Source organism: Mesorhizobium sp. B1-1-8, assembly GCF_006442795.2.
In the GTDB taxonomy this organism is placed as follows: domain Bacteria; phylum Pseudomonadota; class Alphaproteobacteria; order Rhizobiales; family Rhizobiaceae; genus Mesorhizobium.
This window is the reverse complement of record NZ_CP083956.1, coordinates 602,660-624,803: the sequence shown is the minus strand read 5'-3', so window position 1 is coordinate 624,803 and position 22,144 is coordinate 602,660. Positions and strand designations below refer to the sequence as shown.

Annotated in this window: 18 protein-coding genes and 1 tRNA gene; 9 read left to right on the top strand and 10 right to left on the bottom strand. The window is 61.6% G+C overall.

Annotated elements, in window-relative coordinates:
- Nucleotides 1–48 precede the first annotated feature (48 nt).
- Nucleotides 49–1,095 (bottom strand): class I SAM-dependent methyltransferase, encoded by a 1,047-nt coding sequence (locus tag FJ974_RS02910; protein WP_140537565.1) that lies wholly within the window; start codon nucleotides 1,093–1,095, stop codon nucleotides 49–51.
- Nucleotides 1,096–1,390: 295 nt separating this feature from the next.
- Here FJ974_RS02910 and bchE point away from each other — a divergent pair, with 295 nt between their 5' ends.
- Nucleotides 1,391–2,959 carry a magnesium-protoporphyrin IX monomethyl ester anaerobic oxidative cyclase gene (bchE, locus tag FJ974_RS02905; RefSeq protein WP_140537567.1) on the top strand — a complete coding sequence of 523 codons (1,569 nt, stop codon included), beginning with the start codon at nucleotides 1,391–1,393 and terminating at the stop codon, nucleotides 2,957–2,959.
- 7 nt (nucleotides 2,960–2,966) lie between these two features.
- Here the strand turns inward: bchE and argB are convergent, their stop codons facing one another.
- A complete protein-coding gene (argB, locus tag FJ974_RS02900) occupies nucleotides 2,967–3,860 on the bottom strand; it encodes an acetylglutamate kinase (RefSeq protein ID WP_140537568.1) in 894 nt (297 codons plus the stop codon).
- 204 nt (nucleotides 3,861–4,064) lie between these two features.
- On the opposite strand from argB, the gene FJ974_RS02895 reads away from it, so the two are divergent.
- From FJ974_RS02895 to msrB, 4 genes are all read left to right on the top strand, one after another.
- A complete protein-coding gene (locus FJ974_RS02895) occupies nucleotides 4,065–4,604 on the top strand; it encodes a sigma-70 family RNA polymerase sigma factor (RefSeq protein ID WP_140537569.1) in 540 nt (179 codons plus the stop codon).
- Nucleotides 4,601–5,323, top strand: a complete 723-nt coding sequence (locus FJ974_RS02890; protein ID WP_140537570.1) for an anti-sigma factor domain-containing protein — start codon at nucleotides 4,601–4,603, stop codon at nucleotides 5,321–5,323. The genes FJ974_RS02895 and FJ974_RS02890 overlap by 4 nt, the downstream gene beginning before the upstream one ends.
- 225 nt (nucleotides 5,324–5,548) lie before the next feature.
- Nucleotides 5,549–6,106 (top strand): fasciclin domain-containing protein, encoded by a 558-nt coding sequence (locus FJ974_RS02885; protein WP_140537572.1) that lies wholly within the window; start codon nucleotides 5,549–5,551, stop codon nucleotides 6,104–6,106.
- Nucleotides 6,107–6,300: 194 nt separating this feature from the next.
- Nucleotides 6,301–6,804, top strand: a complete 504-nt coding sequence (gene msrB, locus FJ974_RS02880; protein ID WP_140537573.1) for a peptide-methionine (R)-S-oxide reductase MsrB — start codon at nucleotides 6,301–6,303, stop codon at nucleotides 6,802–6,804.
- Between the two features lie 116 nt (nucleotides 6,805–6,920).
- On the opposite strand, the gene FJ974_RS02875 is transcribed toward msrB, so the two are convergent.
- On the bottom strand, nucleotides 6,921–8,531 hold the full coding sequence (locus tag FJ974_RS02875) for a DHA2 family efflux MFS transporter permease subunit (RefSeq protein ID WP_140537575.1): 1,611 nt from the start codon (nucleotides 8,529–8,531) through the stop codon (nucleotides 6,921–6,923).
- A 130-nt stretch (nucleotides 8,532–8,661) separates the two neighbouring features.
- Entirely contained in the window at nucleotides 8,662–9,852 is a 1,191-nt protein-coding gene (locus FJ974_RS02870) for an HlyD family secretion protein (RefSeq protein ID WP_140537577.1), read from the bottom strand.
- Nucleotides 9,853–9,987: 135 nt separating this feature from the next.
- Between FJ974_RS02870 and FJ974_RS02865 the strand changes: the two genes are divergently transcribed.
- Nucleotides 9,988–10,698 (top strand): TetR/AcrR family transcriptional regulator, encoded by a 711-nt coding sequence (locus FJ974_RS02865; RefSeq protein WP_140537579.1) that lies wholly within the window; start codon nucleotides 9,988–9,990, stop codon nucleotides 10,696–10,698.
- A 58-nt stretch (nucleotides 10,699–10,756) separates the two neighbouring features.
- Here FJ974_RS02865 and yihA read toward each other — a convergent pair whose 3' ends face one another.
- From yihA to rpmH, 5 genes are all read right to left on the bottom strand, one after another.
- The gene (yihA, locus tag FJ974_RS02860) at nucleotides 10,757–11,416 is read right to left on the bottom strand and encodes a ribosome biogenesis GTP-binding protein YihA/YsxC (RefSeq protein WP_140537581.1); all 660 of its coding nucleotides are present in this window, start codon (nucleotides 11,414–11,416) and stop codon (nucleotides 10,757–10,759) included.
- Nucleotides 11,413–12,051, bottom strand: a complete 639-nt coding sequence (locus tag FJ974_RS02855) for a CatB-related O-acetyltransferase (protein WP_140537582.1) — start codon at nucleotides 12,049–12,051, stop codon at nucleotides 11,413–11,415. Before FJ974_RS02855 ends, yihA begins: the two co-directional genes overlap by 4 nt.
- Before the next feature lie 161 nt (nucleotides 12,052–12,212).
- Nucleotides 12,213–14,036, bottom strand: coding sequence for a membrane protein insertase YidC (gene yidC, locus FJ974_RS02850; protein WP_140537584.1), 1,824 nt, complete (start codon nucleotides 14,034–14,036; stop codon nucleotides 12,213–12,215).
- A gap of 13 nt (nucleotides 14,037–14,049) precedes the next feature.
- Entirely contained in the window at nucleotides 14,050–14,403 is a 354-nt protein-coding gene (gene rnpA / locus FJ974_RS02845) for a ribonuclease P protein component (RefSeq protein WP_140537586.1), read from the bottom strand.
- 16 nt (nucleotides 14,404–14,419) lie between these two features.
- On the bottom strand, nucleotides 14,420–14,554 hold the full coding sequence (gene rpmH, locus FJ974_RS02840; RefSeq protein ID WP_008833937.1) for a 50S ribosomal protein L34: 135 nt from the start codon (nucleotides 14,552–14,554) through the stop codon (nucleotides 14,420–14,422).
- Between the two features lie 256 nt (nucleotides 14,555–14,810).
- Here rpmH and FJ974_RS02835 point away from each other — a divergent pair, with 256 nt between their 5' ends.
- The 3 genes from FJ974_RS02835 to FJ974_RS02825 all read left to right on the top strand — a co-directional run bounded on the left by FJ974_RS02835 (nucleotide 14,811) and on the right by FJ974_RS02825 (nucleotide 17,945).
- Nucleotides 14,811–16,304 carry a sensor histidine kinase gene (locus FJ974_RS02835; protein WP_140537587.1) on the top strand — a complete coding sequence of 498 codons (1,494 nt, stop codon included), beginning with the start codon at nucleotides 14,811–14,813 and terminating at the stop codon, nucleotides 16,302–16,304.
- Nucleotides 16,305–16,523: 219 nt separating this feature from the next.
- A tRNA-Arg gene (locus tag FJ974_RS02830) sits at nucleotides 16,524–16,600 on the top strand.
- Nucleotides 16,601–16,847: 247 nt separating this feature from the next.
- Nucleotides 16,848–17,945: a phospholipase D family protein gene (locus tag FJ974_RS02825; protein WP_140537589.1), complete on the top strand. Its 1,098-nt coding sequence runs from the start codon at nucleotides 16,848–16,850 to the stop codon at nucleotides 17,943–17,945.
- A gap of 79 nt (nucleotides 17,946–18,024) precedes the next feature.
- Here the strand turns inward: FJ974_RS02825 and FJ974_RS02820 are convergent, their stop codons facing one another.
- Complete coding sequence (locus tag FJ974_RS02820) at nucleotides 18,025–22,134, bottom strand: Eco57I restriction-modification methylase domain-containing protein (protein ID WP_140537591.1); 4,110 nt, start codon at nucleotides 22,132–22,134, stop codon at nucleotides 18,025–18,027.
- Between the last annotated feature and the right edge of the window lie 10 nt (nucleotides 22,135–22,144).

Here is a 22,144-nt window from a genome sequence, read left to right as displayed (position 1 = left end):
TCGCGCGACGACATGCTCCAGCCGAATGTCTGGGCAGGATCTCGCGTCTCAGGAACCGCGCTTCCGGATCCTGCCGTAAACGATATTGCGGTTCGATCCGTAATATACCTCGGCGTCCACGCGGTTCCTGTCGAGCGCCGCATTGATGATGCTCCACATATCATCGGCCGAGCGCAGGATGAGCGGCCAGTCCATGAATGTCTCCATGTAGCCGTCGGTGGTGATCTCGTCGCTGAAGTTGGCGAACAGGAATTCGCCGTCCGGCTTGACCATCTCCATGGCCCGCTGCAGCAGGCGGACACCCACGGCGTCCGGCAGGTAGTCATACAGGCCCGACGCATAGACGAGGTCAAATGTGCCGAGGTTGTAGGCGCGGCGCAGAATGCCGCGCACGGACCCGTCGATCGCCTCGACCGGGGTTCCGGCCAGATCGCGGTTCACGGTGCCGACGCTTAAGGGGTCCTGGTCAAGACCGACCCAGCGTTTCAACCTCTTCTCGGAGAGCGCTTTTGAAAGCTCGGCTTCGCGCAGATGACCGCAGGCGATTGCCAGGATCTCCGCATCGTCCACCTGGTCGGCCGTTTCATCGACAGTCCTTGCCAGGATGCTGCGCCGCTCCCGCCCGGCCACCGAACTCGCCGCCTCGCTCGTATAGGCAAAGATCTCCCGGCCGAGCTCGCTTGACGAGGCCACGATTTCATCGGCGCTGCGGTGCTTGTAGTAAATGTCGAGCAGCGTTGCGTCGCCCGAATAGCCGCGCGGCTTCTCGGACGACCAGCGTGTGAACGGGTCCTGCAGCAGGTATTTCGCGACGCGATGCTGTTGTGCCAACGGGATGAGTTCATGCCACAGCGCCGGAGCGACCTGTCTGCGAAGCTGGTGCAGCCGGCCCGCCAGCGCTTCCACTATCCGGCCCGCCGGCTCCTGTCGCCCGAAAGCCTGGTAGGCAAGGTCGAGCACAAGCGCGAGCTGGCCCGTGCGCGCCTTGAGTTCGGCTGCATCGACGGCGTCGCCAGGTGCCGCCTTGTGCTTCCTGATCAATTTGGGTGTCATCAGGCTGGATTGATCGAGTTTAAATTCGGGATTCAACGCCATGCGGTATCCTCTGCGGTCCACTGCAACAGTATGAGCACCTAACATTTTAATAAAAGTTTATATCTGCGGAAAACAGGAATCCGACCCCCAGTTTCCAGGCAGTTGGGCAGTGGTCGCGGTTTGAATTGGCTGAGTGAGGCGCGAAAAGGATTTCCGCGATTTCCGTTCGGAATCGCGGCGACGCAACGAGTGCTCGTTCCTGCGGAAAAGCTGCACGCAAACTGCTGACCAAGGCCAATCCGGCGTCTGGATCGCCGGCTAGTAGGTGCGGACCGTCACCGCAAAAAGGTCCGCCATGAACATCGTGCTGATCAACCCGCCGCACACGGCCATCGGCAGCCGCGTGCCTGACGATCACCTGCCGCCACTCGGGCTCCTGGCGATCGGCGGTCCGCTGATCGATGCCGGCCATGCGGTGCGGCTGGTCGATGCCGAATTCGGACCGATGCCGCGCGAAGACCTCGTTCGCGGCGCCCTGATCGGCGATCCCGATTTCGTTCTGATCGGCCATTCCGGCTCGACCTCGGCGCATCCGACCTCGGTTGCCATCGCGCGTATGATTAAGGCCGAGTCGCCCGGGACCATCGTCATCTATGGCGGCGTCTTTCCGACCTATCACTGGCATGACATCCTGAACGCGACCGACGCCTTCAACGTCATCGTGCGCGGCGAGGGCGAGGCGACAATCGTCGCGCTGGCAGAGGCACTGGAGATGCGCCGGCCGCTGGCAGGCGTGGCCGGCATCGCCTATCGCGACGACCTCGGCCGGCCTTTCGCCACGCAGCCGGCGATGACCATTGCCGAACTCGATGCCTGGCGCGTCGGCTGGGAGCTGATCGACCATCGCCGCTACAGCTATTGGGGCGGCAAGCGCGCCGTCGTCATGCAGTTTTCGCGCGGCTGTCCGCATCTGTGCAACTATTGCGGCCAGCGCGGCTTCTGGACGCGCTGGCGGCACCGCGATCCGGTCAGCTTCGCAAAAGAAATCGCCTGGCTGTACCGGACGCAAGGTATCGAGCTGATCAACCTCGCCGACGAGAATCCGACCTCCTCGAAGAAGGCCTGGCGCGCTTTTCTCGATGCCATGATCGCCGAGAATGTGCCGGTGCTGATCGTCGGTTCGACCCGCGCCGACGACATCGTGCGCGACGCCGATATCCTGCATCTCTACCGCAAGGCCGGCGTCATCCGCTGGCTGCTCGGCATGGAGAACACCGACGAGGAGACGCTGTCGCTGATCCGCAAGGGCGGCAGCACAAAGTCCGACCGCGAGGCCATCCGGCTGCTCAGAAAGCACGGCATCCTGTCGATGGCGACCTGGGTGGCCGGCTTCGAGGACGAAGGCCTTCGCGACCTCTGGCGCGGCTTCCGCCAGCTCATCGCCTACGATCCCGACCAGATCCAGGCGCTCTATGTCACGCCGCACCGCTGGACGCCGTTCTTCCGCATCGCGAAAGACCGCAAGGTGATCCAGCAGGACGTCCGCCTCTGGGACTACAAGCACCAGGTGCTGAAGATGACGCGGCTAAAGCCCTGGATGCTGTTCTTCAGCGTCAAGCTGATCGAGCTTGCCGTGCAGTCGCGGCCGAAGGCGCTGGCGCGTATCCTGTTCCACCCCGATCCCGAGCAGCGCCATTCGATGCGCTGGTATACGCAGATGGGTCGCCGCGTCTGGTTCTGCGAGGTCTGGGGTTTTCTGGTCTCGGATCGCCGCGTGACGGACGGTCCGACACTCGCCGAATTCTGGGGCGCCCCGCAGGATGCCGAAGAGGAATCGATGATTTTTTCACGCGCCGCGTGGAAGCCGGCCATCCCTGCCGTGGAGGGCGGTTCGATTCGCGAAGAGAAAAAATTAGCCGGCTGATAAGCAGTTACGGCACGATCAGCGTACCGGCGCCGTGCTCGGTGAACAGCTCCAGCAGCACCGAATGCGGCGTCTTGCCGTTGAGGATGACGACGCCTTCGACGCCGCGCTCGATCGCCTCGATGCAGGTCTCGACCTTGGGGATCATGCCGCCCGACACCGTGCCGTCCTTGATCAGCGCCTTGGCCTCGGCCACCGTCAATTCGTCGATCAACTGCTTGTTCTTGTCGAGCACGCCGGGCACGTCGGTGAGGAAGAGCAGGCGCGAGGCGCGGCAGGCGCCGGCGATCGCCCCGGCAAAGGTGTCGGCGTTGATATTGTAGGTATGGCCGTCGCGGCCGGGCGCCACGGGCGCCAGCACCGGGATCATTTCCGAGCGCGCCAAAAGATCGAGCAGCGTGCGGTCGACCTCGACCGGCTCGCCGACAAAACCGAGATCGAGCACCCGCTCGATGTTGGAATCCGGATCGATCATGGTCTTGCGCGCCTTTTCGGCGAACACCATGTTGCCGTCCTTGCCGCAGAGCCCGATCGCCCACTCGCCCTCGGCGTTGATCAACGCCACGATCTCCTTGTTGATCGAGCCGGCCAGCACCATCTCGACGATCTCGACCGTCTTCTGGTCGGTGACGCGCAAGCCGCCCTCGAACTTGGATTCGATGCCCATCTTGTTGAGCATGGCGCCGATCTGCGGCCCGCCGCCATGCACGACGATCGGGTTGACGCCGGATTGCTTCAACAGCGCGATGTCGCGGGCGAACGCCTTGCCGAGCTCGTGGTCGCCCATGGCATGGCCGCCATATTTCACCACCACGGTCTTGTTCTCGTAGCGCTGCATATAGGGCAGCGCTCTGGAAAGCAGCGCGGCCTGCATTTCGGCGGTGGCGGCGATATCCGTCATCGGTGCGTTTCCCAAAGTGGCGAGGACGGCGGCGTCTTAGCGGGAATTGCCGCAGGCCGCAAACGGCTTTGCAGTCACAATGACGAAATCGGCCGGCATCTTGGGCGGCCCCGCCGCTTCGGCCGGCCCGGAGGCACGGCAGCCTTTCGCGGGCAACACCGACTGCGCCGTTGCAAATAAACCGCGATCTTCTAACTTGCCCGCATGGGGCCTCAGGACATCAGCAAGCTGATCGTCCGGACTTCGATGAAGGACCGGGCTGCGTTCGATCTGCTCTACCGGCAGACCAGCGGGAAACTTTTCGGCGTCTGCCTTCGTGTCTTGAAGGACCGGGGTGATGCGGAGGAAGCGCTGCAGGAGGTCTTTGTCAAGATATGGACGAAGGCGGATCGTTTCGCCGTTTCCGATCTGAGCCCGATTTCCTGGCTGGTGGCCATTGCGCGCAACCATGCGATCGACCGCATCAGGGCGCGGCGCAGCCCCTCTGCCAATATCGATGCCGCGCTCGAGGTCGCCGATCCCGCGCCGGGACCGGAGGCGATGGCTGTCGCGGGCGGCGAAGCCGAACGCATCTACCATTGCCTGGATGAACTGGAGAAGGACCGGGCGGCGGCCGTCCGGGGCGCCTACCTGAACGGCGAAAGCTATGCCGAATTGGCGGAGCGCCACAGCGTGCCGCTGAACACGATGCGGACTTGGCTGCGGCGAAGCCTGCTCAAGCTTAGAGAATGCCTGGAAAGATGACGCTGGCAGAGGACAACGGACCGGAACGTGGAGGCGACGACCTGCTAGCCGCCGAATACGTTCTCGGCGTTCTGCCGGCCGACGAACGCCAGATCGCGTCCCGCCGTATCGAAACCGAGACGGCGTTTGCCCGCCTGGTCGATGCCTGGGAAGCGCACCTTTCGCCGATGGCCGCGGCCTATGCCGCGGTCGAGCCTCCGGCTTCGGTCAAGGTCGCGATCGACCGGCGACTGTTTGCCTCGGCATCGGCCACCTCCGCCGCGCCGCGTGCCGGCCTGTGGTCGAGCCTCGCCTTCTGGCGCGGTCTTGCCGCCGCCGCGATTGCCGCGTTGGCCGTCTACGTCGCTCTGCCTTCCGTCATCCCGCCGGTGCCGCAGCCGCAGACCAGGCTGGTCGCATCGCTCGCCGCCAACAACAGCAACGTCAAATACCTCGCCGTCTATGACGCCGCCCGTCATGAGGTCGGCCTGTCGCTCGTCTCCGGCGAGCGCGGCGCCGGCAAGGATTTCGAGCTGTGGATGATCGAGGGCAAGAACGCGCCGGTCTCGATGGGCGTCATCCCGGCCGGCCAGACCGCGCGTGTCGCCGTCACGCCGGCCGTGCAGCAGAAGCTGGCGCAAGGCGCCGTGCTTGCCGTCAGCCTCGAGCCGACAGGCGGCTCGCCGACCGGCCAGCCGACCGGCCCCGTCGTCGCCGCGGGCGACCTGAAGGGCATCTGACCACCTCAGGCAGAAAATTTCCAGCACAAGAATAGCGAAAATCTATATCAAGCCTCGGCTAAGCTGGGTGGGTTAAACTCGTCACGAAGCGGCCTTGGCGTAAATCTTTGCGGCGTTTATGGAAAAGAAAAGATTCTTTCCAGCGCTGATGAAACTAAGTTTTCCACGACCCGTATCTCCTCGCGTTCCCAAGGATGGGGAAAACAACCTGAGGAGACTGATATTATGCGTAAACTCGCCACCCTTTTGCTCGCCTCCACGATCGGCCTTTCCGCGCTCGGCGCTGCTGCTTATGCCGCCAATCCGATGGTCGGCGGCGCGGCCATGTATGCCAAGAAGAACATCATCGAGAACGCCGTCAATTCGAAGGACCACACCACGCTGGTCGCCGCCGTCAAGGCCGCCGGCCTCGTCGACACGCTGCAGGGCGCAGGCCCCTTCACCGTCTTTGCGCCGACCAACGAAGCCTTCGCGGCACTCCCCGCGGGCACCGTCGAAACACTGCTCAAGCCCGAAAACAAGGACAAGCTGACCAAGATCCTCACCTGCCACGTCATCGCCGCCAAGGCGCTGGCAGCGGACGTCGCCAAGATGGCCAAGGCCGATGGCGGCGCGCATCAGGTCAAGACGGTCGGCGGCTGCGAGCTGACGCTGAAATCGCAAAAGGGCAAGGTCACCGTCACCGACGAGAACGGCAATGTCGCCAACGTCACCATCGCCGATGTCCGCCAATCGAACGGCGTCATCCACGTCATCGACAAGGTTCTTTTGCCGAAGATGTAACAAGGGGACAACGGCCGGCGAAGATAGGACTGTACCGCCGGCCGCCGTCTCTCTCCTATGATCCGCGCTGCCGGCAAGCACCACTCCGCATCGTCAGGTTTGGCTCGATGCGGGGTGGCGCGAACGGGGCGTCACCGCCTTTTGATTTTCCAGGTGGCGCCCCGATCTGGCACAAGAGTGCAGGAGGAAAGGCAATGAACCGTCGCGATTTTCTGTGGACCGGCGCCGCAGCCAGCGCCTTGCTCGTCGGCATTGGAGCTTCATTGCGCATGGGCGGCGCAGGGCCGGCCCTGGCGGCCGAAACCTTCGAGGTCACCAAGACCGATGCCGAATGGCACGCCATCCTGTCGGATGCCGCCTTCGACGTGCTGCGCAGGCAAGGCACCGAATATCCCGGCACCAGCCCGTTGCTCAACGAGCACCGCAAGGGCGTGTTCGCCTGCGCGGGCTGCGACCTGCCGGTCTATTCGTCGGAGACCAAGTTCGATTCCGGCACCGGCTGGCCGAGCTTCTGGCAGGAGATCCCCAAGGCCATCGGCGAAACCGTCGACCGCTCGCTCGGCATGATCCGCACCGAGGTGCATTGCCGCCGTTGCGGCGGCCATCTCGGCCACGTCTTCGACGATGGCCCGCCGCCGACCGGCCTGCGTCACTGCATCAACGGCGTGGCGCTGAGCTTCAAGCCGGCCTCGGCCTGACAGCAGTCCACGGCGCCGTCGGCAGAGCACATTTGATCCTCAAAAAACATGACCCCGAAAATCGTTGCCGATTTCCGGGGTCATGTATGAGGATGCCAGGCGGGGGTTCCGGCTCCTCAATGGCCTCCGCCGCCACGGCCCTGCTGGGCCGGCTTGTTGATGAACAGCACGAAGAACCCGAGCGTGGCGAACAGCGCCGTCAGCATGAGAAACACGTCGATGAAGGACAGCAGCGCCGCCTGTTGGTGAACCATGCCGGACAGTTTCGAGATCGCGGCGCTCGTGGCGTCGAGGCCGGCGGTCTGCTCGAAATTCTGCGTCATGTTCTGCAGCTTGGTCTGCGCCGCCTCGCTGCCCCACTGCACATGCTCGGAAAGCCTTGCATAGTGGAAGGCGTTGCGGTCGATCAGCACCGTGTTGATGACGGCAAGGCCGACGGCGCCGCCGAGGTTGCGGGTCAGGTTGAACAGGCCCGACGCATTCTTCAGCCGCTCCGGCGGCAGGGTGCCCAGCGCGATGTTGTTGATCGGCACCATGCACAGCATCATCGAGCAGCCGCGCAGGATCTGCGGGATCAACAGCTCGTAGAAATCCCAGTCGGCGGTCAGATGCGTCATCCACCATGTGCCGGTGGCGAAGCCGAAGAAGCCGATCATCATCATCAGCCTGAGGTCCATCTTGCTCGACAGGATGCCGGAGATGGGCGCGGTGACGAACATCGCCAGGCCGCTGACGAACAGCGCCTCGCCGATCATCATCGAATCGTAGCCGCGGATGCGGCCGAGAAACACCGGATAGAGATAGGTGAGCCCGTAAAGGCCGATGCCGACGACGAAGGAGAACAGCGACCCGAAGGCGAAGTTGACGTTGCTGAAGGCCCTGAGGTCGACGATCGGCTCCTCGGCGGTGAAGACGCGCCAGAAGAACACGACCGCGCCGATGGTCATGATGATGGCGCAGATGAACACCGCCTGTTCCTGCAGCCAGTCATGGTTGGGGCCTTCCTCCAGCACATATTCCATGCAGCCGAGGAAGGCGGCCATTCCGACGAGGCCCCACCAGTCGAACTTGCTGAAAAGCTTGAGGTTCGGCTTGTCGAAATCGATCAGCGACCAGGCCGCCGTCGCCACCAGGATGCCGGGCACGACATTGATCAGGAACAGCCAGTGCCACGACATGGCATGGCTGATATAGCCGCCGACCGTCGGGCCGATGGTCGGCGCCAGCGTCGCCACCAGGCCGATCATCGGCGACACGACGGCGCGCCGCGACGGCGGGAAGATGGTAAAGGCGGCCGCGAAGACGCTGGGGATCATGCCGCCGCCGATAAAGCCCTGGATGGCGCGGTAGACGATCATCTGGTCGATGTTGGTCGCCGTCGCGGCGAGCGCGCTCGCCGCAGTGAAACCTGCGGCCGCGATGGTGAACAACACGCGCGTCGACAGCATGCGGCTGAGAAAGCCCGACAGCGGGATCATCACCACCTCGGCGATCAGGTAGGCGGTCTGCACCCACGGTATCTCGTCCGAGCTGGCGGAGAGGCCGGCCTGGATCTCGGCCAGCGAGGCCGAGACGATCTGGATGTCGAGGATCGCCATGAACATGCCGAACACCATCGCCAGGAAGGCGATGACGCGGCGGACCGGCATGTGGTCGGCCGGAAGAGCCGGCGCTGCGGCCGCCGGCCGTCCCGGTATCGATCCTGCGGTGATGGTTGCGGTTGCCATGTCATGGCCTCCCTAACAGCAATTCCAGCAAACCTGCGTGGCGGCTTCCGTCCGGAATTGCGTGGATACAAATACTTGGCAGGCGGGGCGGCTCAGCGCTCAACGGCCGCCAAGCCGCCCCCCAAAGTGCCTAGTTGGTCGTCGCGGCAGGCGCGGTGCGGCTGTCGACGGCGACGACGACGCTGAGGCCAGCGCGCAGCTTGCCGGTTTTCAGCACGTCGGCCGGCACGTCGATGCGGACCGGAACGCGCTGCACCACCTTGGTGAAGTTGCCGGTGGCGTTTTCCGGCGGCAGCAGCGAGAACACCGCGCCCGATGCCGGCGCCAGCGACGAGACCGTGCCTTCGAAGGTCTGGCCGTCGATCGCGTCGACCGTGATGCGGACCTTCTCGCCGGGCACCATCTTGCCGAGCTGCGTCTCCTTGAAGTTGCCGACGATGTAGAGCTTGTCCATCGGCACCACGACGGCGAGCTTCTGGCCGGGGCTGACGAGGTCGCCCTGTTCGACCGAGCGGTTGCCGACGACGCCGTCATAGGGCGCCTTGAGCACGGTGAAGGCCAGGTCGCGCGCGGCCTTGTCGCGGGTCAGCTGCAGTGAGGCCAGCGTGCTTGCCTGCTCCGCGCGCTGCGCTTCCAGCACGCTGATATTGGCCTGTGCGGCGGTTATCTGCGCGTCGGCACCGATAAGAGCGGCATTGGCCTGGTCGAGCGCGGTCTGTGCGTCGTCGAGCTGTGCCTGCGTGCCGACATGCGTCTTCACCAACTGTGCAGCGCGGACCTGGGCGCGCGCCGCGTTGTCGGCTGCTGCCTGGTCCGCGACCTTTTGCGCCTGCGCCTGCTGCAGCGAGGCCTGCGCCGCCTTGGTCTGCGCGTCGATGCGGTCGAGCGTCTTGCTCAACGTGGCGATCTGCGCCTCCGCCTGGGCGACGGCGATCTTGTAGTCGCCATTGTCGATGACGAACAGCGGATCGCCGGCCTTGACCTGCTGGTTTTCGCTCACCAGGACCTTGTCGATATAACCGGATATTTTCGGCGACACGAACGACGTATCGGCCTGGACGTAGGCATCGTCGGTGGAGATCATGAACCGACCGTCGGTCCAGTAGTTATACCCATACCAGGAACCGGCGCCGAGCAGGGCCAGGCCGATGATCGGCAGCAGCATCGAGCGCACCGAGCGCTTCTTCCTGGCCGGCGCCTCGACAGGCGGGGCGACCGGAACAACGGGCTGGACGGGCGCTTCCGGAGCTTCGGTCGACGGCTGGACCTTGGCATTGGGAAATGTGCGGACTTCGGCGGTGGCGGACGCGTTCGAGGACATGATAATCTCTCTGGGTAAGGTCAGTCGGACTGAACCGTTCGGTTCGAATTGGTGATTGACATAGCGCGGAAAGAGGCCCATATCAAGAGCAAATCGAACCGCATGGTTCGAAATATTTCGTGAGGTATGACTCTAATGGTCGAAACGACAGCGGATAGCGATCTGCTCGACCTGCGCAAAGGCCGCCCGGCGGCCGGGCAGGATCCGGTCAAGCGGGCCCAGATCATAGAAGGCGCGCGCCGCGTCTTCATCGACAAGGGCTTCGAGGCCGCCTCGATGAACGACATCACGCGCGAGGCCGGCGTCTCGAAGGGCACGATCTATGTCTATTTCGCCAACAAGGAAGAGCTGTTCGAGGCGCTGATCGAGGAAGAGCGCGGCACCATCTTCAAGAACATGTATGACGTCCTGGACCATGTCGAGGATTTGCGCGAGACGCTGGTCAAGTTCGGCAAGGTGCTCTCGGCCAAGATCACTTCGGCCAAGGTCATCCAGGCGCAGCGCACCGTGGTGGGCGCGTCGGACCGGATTCCTGAGCTCGGCGCGCGCTTCTACGAGCGCGGCCCCAAGCGCGGCCATGACAAGGTGGCGACCTTCCTGAATGTGGCGGTCGAGCGGGGGTTGCTGAAGATCGACGATGTCGATCTCGCCGCCTATCAGTTCACCGAGCTCTGCCTTGCTGGCTTGTTTCGCCAGTGCATCTTTGCCTATCGCACCAAGGCGCCGAGCCAGGCCGAGATCGAGCACGTCGTCAGGTCAGGCGTCAGCATGTTTCTGAAAGCCTACGGCACCGAGAGACTTGCGGCCGAGGAGCAGGCGCGGACCATATCCGCATCCGCGGATTGAACCGTTCTAAGTCCCCATTAAGGCAGACGGAAAAACCGGTCGTTTTCCTGGAACTGCCCTAACCGCCGCTTGCGGCCAGCGCGATCGCCGCGCGCAGCTCGTCCAGCCCCTCGTCCTTTTCCGACGAGGTCGCCAGCACCGACGGGAAGGCCGCCGGCCGCTTCTTGATTTTGCCGAGCGTCTCCTCGATCAGCTTCGGCACGCCGGCCGCCTTGATCTTGTCGGTCTTGGTCAGCACGACCTGGTAGGACACCGCCGCCTTGTCGAGCAGCGACAGCACCTCCTCGTCCTTAGCCTTGATGCCGTGGCGCGCGTCGATCAGCACATAGACGCGCTTCAGGGTCACGCGGCCCTGCAGATAGTCGAACACCAGCTTCGTCCAGCTGTCGACCTTATCCTTCGGCGCGCTGGCGTAGCCATAGCCAGGCATGTCAACCAGCGCCATCGGCGGCAGGTCGGCGCCCTCGCCGGAAAACCCGTCCGGCACGAAATAGTTGAGCTCCTGCGTGCGGCCCGGCGTGTTAGAGGTGCGCGCCAGGCCCTTCTGGCTGACCAGCGCGTTGATCAACGACGACTTGCCGACATTGGAGCGGCCGGCAAAGGCGATCTCGGGCGGCCCTTCCGGGGGGAGGAACTTCATCGCCGGCACGCCGCGGATGAAGATCCAGCCCCGTGTGAACAGCTCGGCGCCGATCGTCGTTTTGTTCGGTGCGTTCAAACCGCGGCCTCCAGCCTGGCAATGTTGGCGCCCCTTATGGCATCAAGGTTGCGGCTGATCTTGTCGACCGGCCAGTCCCACCAGGCCGCCATCAACAGCCGCCGCACCGTCTTGTCATCGAAGCGCATCTTCACCACCCTGGCCGCGTTGCCGGCAACGATCGCATAGGGCGGCACGTCGTGCGTGACAACCGATTTCGCTGCCACGATCGCGCCGTGGCCGATCTTGACGCCGGGCATGATCACTGCATCCATGCCGATCCACACGTCATTGCCGATGACGGTGTCGCCGCGGATCTCCTTTGACCAGGTCTGCGGATCAAAGCCTTCCTCCCAGCCATGGCCGAAGATGTTGAACGGATAGGTCGAGAAGCCGGACATGGCGTGGTTGGCGCCGTTCATGATGAAGCGCGCGCCCTCCGCGATGGCGCAGAACCTGCCGATGATCAGTCTGTCGCCGATGAAGGGGTAATGGTGCAGCACGCATTTTTCGGCGAATTTGTCCGGTCCGTCAGGGTCGTCGTAATAAGTGAAGTCGCCGATCTCGATGTTCGGCGCGTTCACCAGCCCCTTCAGGAAGCCGACGCGTGGATGCATCGCAATCGGATGCTTGATATTGGGATTGGGTCCGGCCATCGAAATCGGTCCACGATTTGCTGAGACAGGGAGCGATAAAGCCGCCTGCTCCGATCAAACTAGGATGATCCGCCTTATAGCACCAATCCCCGCCATGGCGGCGTGTCGGCTCATACGAAAAAGCCTCGCGCGCGGCGAGGCTTTTCGGGTCGGGATGCCGGCTATTCCGCCGGCGATGGTTTCTTGCGGAACAGTGCGGCCAGATTGTCCCACAATTCGATCTTGGCGCCCTGGCGCTTCATGATCACGCCCTGCTGCAGGATCGAAAGCGTGTTGTTCCAGGCCCAGTAGATGACGAGGCCTGCCGGGAAGCTGCCCATCATAAAGGTGAAGATCACCGGCATCCAGGTGAACACCGCGGCCTGCGTCGGGTCCGGCGGCGCCGGGTTCATGCGCATCTGCAGGAACATGGTGATGCCCATGACCACCGCCCAGGCGCCCATATGCGGCAGGAACGCGGGCGCCGCGAAAGGCAGCAGGCCGAACAGGTTGAAGATCGAGGTCGGATCGGGCGCGGCCAGATCCTGGATCCAGCCGAAGAAAGGCGCGTGACGCATCTCTATGGTGATGTAAAGCACCTTGTAGAGCGAGAAGAACACCGGGATCTGCAGCGCCACCGGCCAGCAGCCGGCGAGCGGATTGATCTTCTCGGTCTTGTAGAGCTCCATCATCGCCTGTTGCTGCTTCATCTTGTCGTCCGCGTATTTCTCGCGGATTTCGAGCATCTTGGGCTGCACCTTCTTCATGTTCGCCATCGACGCGTAGGATCTGTTGGCGAGCGGGAAGAACAGCGCCTTGACGATGACGGTGGTGGCGAGGATCGCCAGGCCGAAATTGCCGAAGAATTTGTAGAGCGTGTCGATCAGCCAGAACATCGGCTTGGTGATGAAGTGGAACCAGCCCCAGTCGATCAACAGGTCGAAGCGCTTGATGTGGCGGTCTTCGGCATAGGCATTGATCTTGTTGACTTCCTTGGCGCCGGCGAAGATTTCGGTCTCCACGGTCGCGGACTGGCCGGCGCCGACATTGATGGCGTCCGTCAGATAGTCGGACTGGTAGCTGTGGCTGTGCGGCCCGGCGTTGAAGTCGAAATATGAAAAGGCGGGCTGGAACGGCTGCTTCTCCGTCGGGACAAGCGTCACCGCCCAGTATTTGTCGGTGATGCCGAGCCAGCCGTCGGTCGACTTGCCGGGCTTGTATTGCTTGTCCTTCTCGATCGACGCGTATTTGTGTTCCTGCAGGCCTTCCGTGCCGGTGAAGCCGATCAGGCCCTCATGCAGCACATAGGTGCTGGCGACAGCCGGCTTGTCGTAGCGCGTGACGCGGCCATAGTTGAACAGCGAGACGGCGCTGCTGCCGGAATTCTGCACGGTGTCGGAGACCGTGAACATATAGTCCTTGTCGACCGAGAAGGTGCGCTTGAAGGTCAGGCCCTTGTCGTTGGTGTAGGTGAGCGTCACCGGCGCATCGGGCGTCAGCGTCGGATAGCCGTCGACGCTCCACACGGTTTCCGCACCCGGCACCGCGCCTGTCTTGTCATTGCCGACGAAACCGATCTCGGCAAAATAGCCGTTCGGCAGCGCCTGCGGATTGAGCAGCTCGATCTCCGGCGAGTTCTTGTCGACCGTCTCCGTGTAGTGCTTGAGCTTCAGATCGTCGAGGCGCGCGCCGGCGAGGTTGATCGAGCCTTCGAGGCTCGGCGTGTCGATCTTGACGCGCTTCGTCGCCGCCAGCGCCTGGTCGCGGTTCAGGGGCGTCGCGCCGTTCCCTGCCGCGCTGGGTACGGTTCCCGGCGCCGCTGGCGTTGCCGTCGCATTCGGATTCGCGGTCCCCGCTTCCTTCTTCTGCGCTTCGATGCGCTGCTGCTCGACGCGCGCCGTCTCGCGCTGGGCCTCCATGCGCGGGCCCATGTAAAACACCTGCCATAGCGTCAGGATCAGCACCGACAACGCGATGGTGATGAAGAAATTGCGGTTGGTTTCCATAGATGCTCTTGGCCTATCGTGTTCCGCGCAATCGGCGGGAAAGCTCGGCCTTCAACTGGCCGAACGGAATGGCTAGCACGTCTTCGCGCCCGACGATGACATAGTCATTGCCGGGCGCCATGTCATCGGCGGCATGGACGCGCACCGCTTCCTTGAGCCGGCGCCGGATGCGGTTGCGCGCAACGGCGTTGCCGACCTTCCTGGTCACGGTATAGCCGACGCGCGGCGCAAAATCGTCGCCACGCTTGAGAACCTCAACGAGAAACAGCCGCCCGCGGCGCTTCTCGCCGCCGCGCGCAGCCAGGAATTCCGCGCGCTTCAGAAGCCGCCCGGGAGTGGCTCCCTTTGGCTTGCCGGTTGCGGGCAACGATCTCGTCTTCCGTTCAGGCGCTGAGCCGCTTGCGGCCGCGGTTGCGGCGGGCGGCGACAACACCGCGACCACCCTTGGTGGCCATGCGGGCACGGAAACCGTGCCGGCGCTTGCGGACGAGTTTGGACGGTTGGTAGGTACGCTTCATTTGTTTTAATACCGCGGGGTGCGGCCCTTCTTGATTCTGTCACTCTGTAACAGGAGCTTTTGCCGGGGCCTGTTTAGGCGCGATCGAAACCGCGCCGGGACGAATGGCCCGAGCGTGAGCGGGCTTATAGAAAGAAGGTTTTTGGAAGTCAATCCGCGCCGCCGCCGGGCAATTTTTCTTGGCCCAAGGTTGAAATTGGCAAAAAAGCTCCAAATCGCATAATCTTGGCTCATCAAGCCTTCGTGAAGTTCGCGTCATGACGAGTGAAGCACTGCCCACCGAAGAAAAGGGCCGACCCGCGACGGCGAGCGCTGCCCGCCGCGTGCCGCTGTCGCGCGGCCTGTCGACAAAGCTTCTCTTGCTCACCATCGTCTTCGTGCTGATCGCCGAAATCCTGATCTTCCTGCCCTGGATCGCCAGCTACCGGGTGGCCTGGCTGAAGGAGAGGCTGAGCACCGCCGCCGCCGTGTCGATCGTGCTGTTGCAGGGCGAACCCAACTCGCTCTCGCACACCGCCCAGAACGACGTGCTGATGGCGATCGGCGCCAAGGCGATCGCGGTGCGCGACGGCGGCGTCTCGCGCCTGCTGGTCGTGGCCGACATGCCGCCGCAGGTCGACGAGCACATCGACATTGCCAATGTCGGACTGGTCAACGGCATGACCGGCGCGCTGGACACGCTGTTCTTCGGCGGCAAGCACATGCTGCGCGTCTTCGGTCCGGTCGGCGACAGCGACAAGGAATTCGAGCTGATCATGCCCGACTACAGCCTGCGCAACGCCATGCTGCGCTATTCGCGCAACGTCGCCGTCGTCTCGCTGCTGATCTCGCTGTTCACCGCCATGCTGGTCTATGCGGCGATCGACCTGATCATGATCGGCCCGATCCGCACCATGACGCGCTCGATCCTGTCCTTCTCCGAGGCGCCCGACGATCCTGGACGCGTCATCTGCCCCACGGAGCGGGCCGACGAGATCGGCGTCGCCGAGCGCGAGCTGGCGCAGATGCAGGATCGGCTGCAGAAGATGCTCGCCGAACAGAAACATCTCGCCGACCTCGGCCTCGCCGTCTCCAAAATCAACCACGATATGCGCAACATCCTCGCCTCCGCGCAGCTGATCTCGGACCGGCTGCGCCAGGTGAAGGACCCGACCGTGCAGTCCTTCGCGCCGAAATTGCTGCGCACCCTCGACCGCGCGGTCGCCTATTCGGAAGGGGTGCTGGCCTACGGTCGCACGCAGGAGCCGGCGCCGGCGCGTCGCAGGCTGAGATTGCATCAGCTGGTCGAGGACGTGCATGGCCTGCTCGACATCGAGGAAGGCATCCAGTTCATCAACGCCGTCGACCCGGCTTTCGAGGTCGATGCAGATTCCGACCAGCTGTTCCGCGTGCTCAGCAACCTCTGCCGCAACTCCGTGCAGGCGATGGCCGCCGACACCGAGAGCGCGCTGGTGCGCCGGCTCGCCGTCTCGGCCGAGCGCACCGGCAGCGTCAGCCGCATCATCGTCACCGACACCGGCCCCGGCCTGCCGCCCAAGGCGCGCGAAAACCTGTTCGCGGCCTTCCGCGGCTCGGCCCGCAGCGGCGGCACCGGTCTCGGCTTGGCGATCGCCCATGAACTGATCCGCGCCCATGGCGGCACGGTCGAGCTCGTCGAATCGGTCGGCGGCCGCACCGTCTTCGCCGTCACCATCCCTGACCAGCCGGTCCGCCTCGACCAGGCCCGCAACGGCCTGCGCCGCCCGGCCTGACGACTGGGAACCGCCGTCGTTGCGTCAGACCGGGGCTAGATTCCGGGTCTTGGTCATTTCGAAGGATCGGGGTCCGGGCTTGCCTCGCCGGATGACGCCTGCGACAAAACTTTTGCCGGATCGGCTTGCTTTTCCGAAATTCAGTCGCTAGGGAACACACCACATCGCGGCCGGTCGTCACGACCGGATCGCGAGGCCATGTCATACATGGCCTGTTGCGCGCCCGTAGCTCAGCTGGATAGAGCACCAGACTACGAATCTGGGGGTCAGGAGTTCGAATCTCTTCGGGCGCGCCATAAAATTTGTTGTCATCCTCGCCAAACCGTCCGCGAAATTTGCCTTTCAATGCGGTATCAAAGTTTCGATTTCGGACGCCGACTGTGAGTTTGGTCAGTCAGCTTGAATCACTAGCGATCCGAGCAAATCAGATGTGTGCATGGGGCGGTCGGACATCGGCTCACCAGCACTTGCGCGAAGTGGAATCCTCGGGCTTGCTGGGGGTGTAGGTTACCTTGTTCGGGGAGCCTGCTGAGGGGATGTCTCGTGAACGCAAAACCAGTGCTTATTGCTCAGGTGACTCATGGTCATGAAGCCACCCGAGAGCGCCTGATCCAACTGCTCAAAGATCCTACAGTTGAGCGAGTGCGGTTCGCAGTTGCATATGCTAGATGGGAGGGCCTCGGATTACTCTGCTCAAGCATTGAAGCTTTAATTGCGAGAGGGGGACGGATCGAGAGCATATATGGGGCGGGCAACGGAGTAACAACACCCGACGCTTTGTACTATGGGATACTTCTGAAGAACCTCTATCCTACCCGTACATACGCCGGTTTTGTGGAAGATAAGTTCGCAAACGCCACTTTCCATCCCAAATACTACGAATTCCGCTCCACCTCGGAAGTGAGAATAATTGTTGGTTCGACGAACCTCACCGGCGGCGGCCTTCAGCGAAATAGCGAGGCTTCGCTGGAGGTAAGTTGTTTGCGAGGCAGCGCCGAAGAAAAAGCTTTTGATGCATATTGGAACACAATAAAGAAACAGGCCACAGCTGTCGGCATTAATGACGTATTGCGAATTTCGAAATTACCAGGATCAGCTGCAGAGGACCGCTCCCCCGCCAGATTGCTTAAGTCTGGAAAGCCTTTTTTGTCCGCAGGTGCCAAACCGCAACCTCGTCCGTTGTTCGAAAAGATCTTGAATTTACCAAAGCAAAGCCAAGGGAAAAAGGACGGGTTCCTTTCGGCTTTCAGCGCTATCTCGGCTAAACCCAAGCACCTTTATCTTCAAATATTGGCCCGCGAGACAGGAGGGCAGCAAGGTAAACCCGGGTCTGCCGTGCAACTCCCGGTGGCAACCCTGGGCGCCTACTTCGGAGTCGCCCAAACTGAGGAGAGAGCTATCCGGTTGGATTTCCCCGGTGAACAACTCGTCACGAACATTACGCATTTTTCAAACAACACACATCAGGTCCGTATTCAACCCATTTTGTCGATCACGCGGCCGGCGATACTTCACCTAACTCGAAAAGCCGATAATGTTTACGACGCAAAGTTTATATCGCCAGCAAAATACGAGACGATACTTGCCGATAGGTGTGTCCATCAAAGCCGAAAGAATGCTCGACGCTGGGGGTTCGCTTAGGGAGGTCGACTGTCCAAAGAGTGTATGATAACGACTCCCACTGCTTCCGCAGCCAAGTCACGTCGGGCGAGCGGATTGATCAATGTGAGTTGATGGGTGCGTCGGGCTGACCGGCTATAAGCGCGTTTATCCATGCCAAACACAACTCTCTACTGCGGTAGGTACCCCACCTTTCGGTCTCTTCCCGCTCAACGATCGGAAAGGTCGAGTATATATAGCGGATATCTTCCCGGCTCTGCGTGATATTGCATGGATCAAATACGCCATAGAGAATAAAGTATATCGCATCGAGTTTTGCGCGAAGGGTCAAACGGCGGTCATCATCCCAAATGAAGGGCGGGAGGACTTTGCCTTCCGCGTCTAGATATCCGACACCGTATGCCAACGCCGCTAGATCGTGCGCCGTGTAACTCAGTTCCAAAGTGGCTTTTCTAACGATGTCGGCAGCGGTGGAATGCCCGAACCGGCGGCTATAGTGAGCTTGCGGGACAATGGGAAGCTGCTCGAGAATAAACCAATTCAAGCTGGCTCCCTGTACTTTTGAGCGAATTATGTAGTCGAAAATAACCGAATTGAGATTCGCTACGATTAGCGCCTTGTCCAAATCACTAAGAGTGGCATCCCGCGATAACAATAGGGGCGCTTTATTCCCAAAGCCTGCCCGAGGAACAAGGGCAGCTATCATTGTTCGGGCATCCGTTGGGCGTGCGATGTCACGAAAAACGATAACAGTGCTCTGTGCGGTCGTATTTGCTACTATACTTTCCGGCACCCAATATTGAGGTGTAGGCAGAAACGTTGGATCTGCCTTCATTTCGGCTGTAACTTCGGCGCTTTGCGCAGTGTTATGAAGGTTCATCTCATTCACCGTTACAGATGCGGCACGATGGTCGAACTGATGGATCATCCGACCCGTATAGAGCGGTGCCCATCTACCAGAGGAGGACTCGAACCAATTTCCGCCGACCTCCCAGGCCCCTTCGAGTTCTTCTAACTCGGTGCGGGTGCGAAACAGGTGGCTGTCGTTGGTCATGTGAAACATAGTCGCGTATCGTAGCGGCCAAGCGGCAACGGGCGTCCCACTGGAGCGATCAACGAGCACAGGCAGGCGCGCATAAATCGCCGTGATTATCTCCATGTCCCGCTGAGAGCGGAAAATCGGTGCTGTTCCGGTGTTGGGGTTTACGCTCGCAAAATCAGTCGCTCTAATGGAGAAGACTTTGTCAGGATCGGCAACTTCTGACGCCGCCTGAAGGAAGAAGCCACACGTTGCCTGGTCGAACTGGCGGCTGGGGCTGGTAACGAGTGCGCAGAATTTGAACCGACTGTCGACGTCGGGAAAAAACGGTTCGAGGCCATAGCGCGGACGGCGATTTTCAAAATCATAGAGTGCTTTCAGGTGCCCGTGAGTCGCTATCTTGCGGAAGAAGGCGCTGGCCGACAGATCCGAAGCGATACCGCTAGGCACTAAGAGTCCGATCATGCCAGTGGGCTTCGCCAGTGCATGGCTGCGCTCAACGAACAGGCTGTACAGGTTGATATCCCCTCGACTGAGTAGTGGATAGTGGCCAGAACCGCGGGCTACACGGGCCCCGTCGGCGGCGCGCATGTCTGCCTTCACGAAGTCTTCAAACAGTGGATCGCCATCCGACCTGAGCTTGGTGATCATTCGAGCTCGGTCCGATGCCCGCTGCGCTCGTGCGATTGCGGGGCGACGTGCAGCAAACCACTCAACTTGTTGTAATTTAATCCGATCCCATGGCGGATTGCCAACCACGGCGTCGAACCCGCCTTCCCTGCTTGTGCTAGCCCAGCTATTCCAGACGCCTGGAAAGCTGATTTGCCAGTTGAGGAACCGCTCCTCGGAGATTAGCTCGCGGGCGCGGCGCCAGATTGCGGTGAACGCCTCGACCTCGTCTGGCTTGGCCATTCCCGTCTGCGGCGCTTTGCGGCCTCGTGCGATCGGAATAGGCTCCCCAAAACGACCATCGAGCCAAAGACGAATGAGGCCTATATCCGACTTGCTCTTTAGATCGAGCCAGTCAAGCGCATGAATAAAGCTGACAAAACCGTCGAGTTCACCGGTCATCAGTTCGATGTCCTCGTACATGGCCGCCGAACGATGCGCTTCGCCGATCTCCACATCGGTGAGGGCCTCAATGGTTTTCATTGCTTCCGCAGATCGTTGAGCGTTGCGCAGGGCCTCGTTGTAGAAGAGTTCGCCGCCAAGGGAACTAGCCTTGTCGATCGCATCACGAACCCAGAAGCCGAACAAGCTGTCGCCCGTATGCAGATGGTGATCGATGAACGAAAGCGGTGCCCCGACGGTGAACGTATGCAGCCAGAGGGCGACCTTTGCGAGTTCGACTGCCATCGGGTTCTTGTCCACGCCGTACACGCACCGTTTTAGGACCATCCGGCGGATGATATGCCGGTCATCCAGTTGCCCTTCATCAATCGTCCAGTTTGCAGCCCTAGCGTTCTTCAGAATTGTGCCACGAATGTCCTCGATTTTGTCCGCCAGTGGCGAGTTGTAGTTAAGACCCGCACCCAAAACGGCGGCCTCAGCCATGGCATCGAGAACATGATCGGCCAAGGTGTCGACGAGGCTAACTAAGAAATGGCCTGAGCCCATAGCCGGATCGCACACACGAAGTGACAGGATCGCCTCAGCGGGATCTACCTCTCGCAGGATCCGACGTTTTTGGTCTTCGCCTTCCTCGGACAGCGCGGTCTGAGCCGATCGGAAAGCTTCCAGCCGCTCGGTGATTAGCGGCTTTAGCGCCTCGTCGAGGATCAGACCCACGAGTTCCTCAGGTGTATAGTAGCTGCCGGAGTTCTTGCGCGCGAACAGGTTCGGACGGACTGCGAGGTAATCTATGTCGCCGAAAGGTTCCCGGACGATCTCGAATTCCAATAATCGTTCATAGATAGACCCAAGTTGCTGAACCGACAGATCACGGTAGTTGATGTAGCGCCGCTGGCCCGATGCACGCTCATAGGATAGCGCGTCAAGCGCGGGCGCCATAATGCTATCGGAGATACGCGCGCTGGCGAGTAACGGTGTCGCGGAGGTTGCAAATAGTCCACCATTATAAGGAGGAATGCCGACCGAACTGTCACCCTTGTCGATCATACGGGATAGATCGGAGATGTGTGACCAGAACCTTGCCGCGGTGGTAGAAAAGGCATCACCATTCGTAACACGTTCGCCGACTTCCAGGCGGAGTGGGCGGAGGGCGTAATCATCGTAGCGGTCGTCGTTGACCGGCAGCAAATTGCGGTCTTCTGCGTAAAGGAGGAACAAGAGGCGATAGAGAAGGACCAAGGCCGCATCCCGGATCTCATGCATCGGAGCGTCCGGTGCAGATTCCGCCAGTCCCTTGGCAAGATCTGGGAAAACTTGTTCAAACACAACGTTGGATAAGCTGGCCGCCACTCGCTCTTCATAAAAGGCAGCTTCCGCCCGCGCGCGGTCGTGCAGCGAACGCTGATCTACGCCGTCACGCAGAAAGGCCTGGCGGCCGAACATGACTGCAAACACTCGCAGCCAGTGATCCCTAGCGGTCTCGTCGGCAAAAAGGTCCGATCTTTCACCCAGGGCCAAAACCCGGCCAAGATCAACCTCTAGAAACTCCTCCGAGATCGAGCGGGCTCCAGCCCAATAGAGCCGCCAGCGCAGGCCGTTAGTGAGGATGCCCCACCGGAGTTTGCCGCCGGTGATGTCGTCGAGCCGGCGCAAATAGCGCAGCATCTGAGTCGATGGCGCAGTCGTCTCAGCCCGACCGAAAGCGCGGTCCAGGGGGCGCGACCAGCGCTTGCACTCGACGACCGCTAGACCGTGCGCATATCGCTGCCATTGGTCCCGCTGTGCATTGGCGGTGGACTTCGCGGATGCGTCGGAAAATAGCAAACCATCTGGCACGTCATCGCGGCCGGTGACCGTCAGGTTTTGCTGACGCATGAACTCCGACCAGCCAAGCGCCGCTAGCACCGGAAAAATAAAATCATCCTCAGTCTGGCTCTCGTTGGTCCTGGCGTTTTGCGGGAAGGAGGCCGCGATAGCTTCAAGTTGGACACGCAGGTCGACCACGTCGACGCCACGGTAGGCCGCACTCTCCTTTATGCCTTCATTGAGATAGTCGGTCGAGAAAAGTGCACCAGCGGCAAAAAATGCAGAATCAGACAAATCGACCCCC

What these genes read in the sequence shown, in the direction of transcription:
- FJ974_RS02865 (WP_140537579.1), top strand. Translation starts at nt 9,988, where the DNA reads ATGGTCGAAACGACAGCGGATAGCGATCTGCTCGACCTGCGCAAAGGC.
- FJ974_RS02855 (WP_140537582.1), bottom strand. Translation starts at nt 12,051, where the DNA reads ATGGCCGGACCCAATCCCAATATCAAGCATCCGATTGCGATGCATCCA.
- FJ974_RS02890 (WP_140537570.1), top strand. Translation starts at nt 4,601, where the DNA reads ATGACGCTGGCAGAGGACAACGGACCGGAACGTGGAGGCGACGACCTG.
- rpmH (WP_008833937.1), bottom strand. Translation starts at nt 14,554, where the DNA reads ATGAAGCGTACCTACCAACCGTCCAAACTCGTCCGCAAGCGCCGGCAC.
- FJ974_RS02910 (WP_140537565.1), bottom strand. Translation starts at nt 1,095, where the DNA reads ATGGCGTTGAATCCCGAATTTAAACTCGATCAATCCAGCCTGATGACA.
- bchE (WP_140537567.1), top strand. Translation starts at nt 1,391, where the DNA reads ATGAACATCGTGCTGATCAACCCGCCGCACACGGCCATCGGCAGCCGC.
- FJ974_RS02870 (WP_140537577.1), bottom strand. Translation starts at nt 9,852, where the DNA reads ATGTCCTCGAACGCGTCCGCCACCGCCGAAGTCCGCACATTTCCCAAT.
- yidC (WP_140537584.1), bottom strand. Translation starts at nt 14,036, where the DNA reads ATGGAAACCAACCGCAATTTCTTCATCACCATCGCGTTGTCGGTGCTG.
- FJ974_RS02895 (WP_140537569.1), top strand. Translation starts at nt 4,065, where the DNA reads ATGGGGCCTCAGGACATCAGCAAGCTGATCGTCCGGACTTCGATGAAG.
- argB (WP_140537568.1), bottom strand. Translation starts at nt 3,860, where the DNA reads ATGACGGATATCGCCGCCACCGCCGAAATGCAGGCCGCGCTGCTTTCC.
- FJ974_RS02875 (WP_140537575.1), bottom strand. Translation starts at nt 8,531, where the DNA reads ATGGCAACCGCAACCATCACCGCAGGATCGATACCGGGACGGCCGGCG.
- msrB (WP_140537573.1), top strand. Translation starts at nt 6,301, where the DNA reads ATGAACCGTCGCGATTTTCTGTGGACCGGCGCCGCAGCCAGCGCCTTG.
- FJ974_RS02835 (WP_140537587.1), top strand. Translation starts at nt 14,811, where the DNA reads ATGACGAGTGAAGCACTGCCCACCGAAGAAAAGGGCCGACCCGCGACG.
- FJ974_RS02885 (WP_140537572.1), top strand. Translation starts at nt 5,549, where the DNA reads ATGCGTAAACTCGCCACCCTTTTGCTCGCCTCCACGATCGGCCTTTCC.